This is a genomic window from uncultured Mucilaginibacter sp. (assembly GCF_903913935.1).
GTDB lineage: Bacteria > Bacteroidota > Bacteroidia > Sphingobacteriales > Sphingobacteriaceae > Mucilaginibacter.
Window position 1 is genome coordinate 1 of record NZ_CAIWNH010000435.1, and the last position, 4,266, is coordinate 4,266.

Below are 4,266 nucleotides of genomic sequence, written 5' to 3' on the forward strand. Positions count from 1 at the left end.
ATAAACACCAAAAACAAGTTTGAGTTTACCTATGGTACCGCCGAAGCCCGGATAAAAATGACATCAGGCGCAGGGCTTTGGCCTGCATGGTGGCTGTTAGGCGGTGGCATTTGGCCCACAACAGGAGAAGTTGACATTATGGAATTTGTTGGCGAGCGGGATTGGATCAGCGCCGCAGTACATGGGTCAGGATACAGTGGCGAAACGCCGTTTGTTAACAGAAAATATTTTGAGCCTGGTAACGATGTTAGTCAATGGCATACCTACGCAGTAGATTGGACACCTGACGCTTTGTTGTTTAAATATGATGGGGTACCCATGTTTCGGGTGAACAGGACCATGGCTGAGCATTATGGCAAATGGTCGTTCGATACGCCTGAATACCTGATCCTGAATTTTGCACTTGGCGGCGCTTACCCTGTAAAATTAAACGGCGTAAAGGCGCCTTATTACGGGATGCCCGATTCCACAGCGCAAGCTGTAAAAAACAACCAATGTAAAATGTTGGTTGATTGGGTAAAGGTGACAAAAAACGAATAAGGCGTATGATAAAATTAAATGAGTTTAAAGTCATAGTTTTTACTATCGTAAATATGAGCTGTACCGCAGTTTTTTGAGTATTATAAATATGGGCAAACCTCCTGAATTTTCAGGAATTTGACGGATGAAAACTGCATTTTAATGACTAAAAAAATGAGGGTTTAGTTGATGGTTGATGGTAGGCGTCATGAGCGCCTGCCATTTTTTTTTGTAAAGACTCTTTGCATTATTGGTATTAACAGGCCTTGTATAATTGCTGGTATTGCTGAAAATCTTTTATACCGAGAGAGCAACCTGCTGTTCATGAACTTTATCACTTACAACCGTTTTAATGGACAAAAAGTAACGTGAGCAAGATAAATTGAAGTTAATACCAAAGCGGGCGAAGGATCGGGGTTTATTATTAAAATACCGCGATAGTATAATTCCGAACAAGCTTTCAATGCCACCTTTAACTCAGCGAATAGCGTGATAAATTTTTGAAGGGAAAGGCGTAAGTTGATAGAACCATATTCCGGTTATAATTACTGCCTCGAATGCCATTATCCCCGACTGCAGTCTATTAAACGCATCTTTATCAACGATTTCCAAAAATGCAAAGGGGGCAATCGTTAAGAGTATACTAATGAACATTAATATACTTTTCTTATAAACAACATTTATTGCTTGCTTGCTTAGGCTCATTGCAACTAAAAAAATCACCAACAAATAGGGAATTGAATAAAGTGTAGACTGAAATATATCCAGGTTTACACTGGCAATTCTTAATACCGAAGTATTTTGTGATCCATCAAGAAATGCACCAGCGAACGTATTATAATTTAATACCAGATCCCTGGCAAATAATGTATTGAAAACAGACCAAAACAAATAAGCAAGCATTGGCGTCACCAATGCAGCAGTAATCCAAACCTTTAAACTATACAGGAATGCATGCTTCATACTTTTAAGTTTGAATAAACTAATTTACAAATGTTAATTGGTAAAGCAAGCGTCGATTTAGTTTCATATTTTGGTAGTTATTGGTTTTATTTAGTGATAAATGAATCATTCTTTTGAAGATGTTGTCATGTAAAATGGTCTGGAAAAAGCGCTATCAAAATATCTTTACTGGTCTAACTTATCCTATCGCGGTATCAATAAAACGATAAATTACAACCACTTGCCAACCGGTTGATATTCAACCGGAATATTATATATCTTTAGCTTATTATTGTTATTCCTTACAACCCGTTCCTGATTTTGAAACTATACCTGCTGGTACTATTGTTTATTGGCGCTCTACAATACAGCCGGTTAGGGCTATTTTTAACTTATGATATGGTGGTGAAGGGGCATGGGGGGAGTATAAGGTTGATAGCAAAGAAGGAGAATATTCCGCTTTTATCATTAGATTACCTTTATTATGAATAAACTGCTGTTTTTGCTGTTTTTTTTCTGTTTCCCGGCTGCCTATGGACAGGCGCCTAACAAAGGGGATTTCGATCTTAATAGCCTCCCTGCAAATATTACGGACCAATGGAAGTTTCATGCCGGCGATAACCCTGACTGGGCCGACACCGCTTTTAGCGACAGGGACTGGAAGCACCTGAACCCTACCCAACTGCAACACCATTTGCCCGAAGTAGTCAATGCACAGATCGGCTGGTTCAGGCTTACCCTTGATGTAACGCCAAGTTTGAGGGGAAAGGCTGTAGCCCTCGTGGTTAATCAGTGCGGCGCCGCCGAAATTTATTTTAATGGGGCATTGATCCGAAAGATGGGTCGGGTAAGTGCCGATTATACAAAAGAGCAGGTCATCCGTTCTGTAGGGGAGCCGCTAATCCTGCAGCTTAACCATGCCCCGCGCCAATATGTTGTAATCAGGTATTCGTTTAACCGTTCGAACCCGGTGATTGGCTATGGCCAACCAGTTATCACAGCTTCGTTTAAACAGGTCGATAGCGCATGGGATGCTTTTTTTCTGGATGTGGATTTTTACACCACGCGTTCCTGGGTATCGGGTTGTTTTATGTTGCTGGTGATATTGCAACTGGCCATTTACTTTTTCAACCCTGAGCGAAAAGTAAACTTGTATCTTTCTATTTATGCCTTTTTACAGCTCCTAACACTGTGGGATGGGCTCCTGTCGCCAATTTTGCAAGGCACGGGCTGGTATACCATAATGCTTGCAATATTTTGCTTTGCCGCGCCCGCTGATTTCGTTTTTTTTATAATGATGACCTACGCATTTTTTTCCTACCCCCGGGGCCGTTGGTTCCTTGTATTGGCGATTTTTTGTATACCCGTCGTCATTATTCAGTTTATTGGCGATAACGTTCGCACCGAACATGTGTTGGCTGTTTACAATGTGTTGTGCTATATCGAAGTTATGCGCATATCGGTGAAAGCTTTAAGGCAAAAAAAAGCAGGCGCCGGGTTGTTACTCGCTGGAATTATACTTGCGCTAATATTTTTTGTCCTTTTTAATATTGATGATTTTATCGATCTACAGCCCTTTCTGCTCATTTGTTTTGAGGCTGCCCTCGCTTTTCTTACCCCGGCAATAATTCTTTCGATACTGCTGGCGCGTGAGTTTGCACAAAACCTTGTTTCGCTGCGCCAAAAACTTACCGAGGTAGAGAGCTTATCGGTCCGCAGTCTTCAGCAGGAGGCGGAAAAGCAACAATTGCTTGCCCGGCAAAATGAAATGCTTGAGCAAAAGGTAACAGAGCGTACTGCAGAACTGCATCAGTCAATCACCGAATTAAAATCCACCCAAAACCAGCTCATCCAGTCAGAAAAAATGGCGTCGCTGGGTGAACTTACCGCCGGTATTGCGCACGAGATACAAAACCCGTTGAACTTTGTGAACAACTTCTCTGAAGTAAGCACCGAACTCACACAGGAATTAAAGGAAGAGCTGAGAAGCGGTCATACAGCAGAAGCTATAGCCATTGCCGATGACCTGGAGCAAAATCTTGATAAGATAAACCACCATGGCAAACGTGCCGGTGCCATCGTAAATGGTATGCTGGAACATTCCCGTAAAAGCACTGGTACAAAAGAACCCACTGACATTAACGCGCTTGCCGATGAATACTTCCGCCTTAGTTACCATGGCCTGCGGGCAAAGGACAAAGCTTTTAATGCCGAAATGACCACCAATCTGGACGGTAAGTTGCCTAAAGCCAATATCATTCCGCAGGATATAGGCAGAGTTTTGCTCAACCTGTTTAACAATGCTTTCTATGCCGTATACCAAAAGCAAAAAACCGCAGCTGGAGATTATAAGCCGGTAGTTACAGTCACAACTTCTACCGGAAATAACCAGGTAATTATAAAAGTGAAAGATAATGGCAACGGCATACCGGATGAAACTAAAGATAAGATCATGCAACCATTCTTTACAACAAAACCCACAGGGGAAGGAACAGGTTTGGGGCTATCTTTAAGCTATGACATTGTAGTAAAAGTACATGGAGGCACCATAGACCTGGACACAAAAGAAGGCCGGTACACAGAATTTACAGTAACCCTACCCATTTAAAATAATCAATTCATGAAAATATTAGTAGTTGACGATGAGGCTGATGTACAGCCATTATTTATCCAGCGGTTCCGAAAGGAGATCAGGGATGGCCTTTATGATTTTGTCTTTGCCCTTTCCGGCGCAGAAGCGCTTGAGCTGCTGGCTAAATCGCATCCAGAGTTCTCTTTAATATTATCCGATATCAATATGCCAGG

At 41.9% G+C, this 4,266-nt stretch carries 4 protein-coding genes and 1 pseudogene; 4 read left to right on the forward strand and 1 reads right to left on the reverse strand.

All coding sequences use genetic code 11. The features are described 5' to 3' along the window. The coding region (locus QZY09_RS17465; protein WP_295674457.1) for a glycoside hydrolase family 16 protein at positions 1-540 on the forward strand (540 nt) is incomplete at its 5' end. A 456-nt stretch (positions 541-996) separates the two neighbouring features. Here QZY09_RS17465 and QZY09_RS17470 read toward each other — a convergent pair. Then, complete coding sequence (locus tag QZY09_RS17470; RefSeq protein WP_295674459.1) at positions 997-1,482, reverse strand: hypothetical protein; 486 nt, start codon at positions 1,480-1,482, stop codon at positions 997-999. Between the two features lie 300 nt (positions 1,483-1,782). Between QZY09_RS17470 and QZY09_RS17475 the strand changes: the two genes are divergently transcribed. The 3 genes and pseudogenes from QZY09_RS17475 to QZY09_RS17485 form a co-directional block, all read left to right on the forward strand. Then, a complete protein-coding gene (locus QZY09_RS17475) occupies positions 1,783-1,953 on the forward strand; it encodes a hypothetical protein (RefSeq protein WP_295674461.1) in 171 nt (56 codons plus the stop codon). Continuing rightward, on the forward strand, positions 1,946-4,069 hold the full coding sequence (locus QZY09_RS17480) for an ATP-binding protein (protein ID WP_295674463.1): 2,124 nt from the start codon (positions 1,946-1,948) through the stop codon (positions 4,067-4,069). The genes QZY09_RS17475 and QZY09_RS17480 overlap by 8 nt, the downstream gene beginning before the upstream one ends. A gap of 12 nt (positions 4,070-4,081) precedes the next feature. Beyond that, a pseudogene (locus tag QZY09_RS17485) lies at positions 4,082-4,266 on the forward strand (response regulator); the annotation flags it as partial.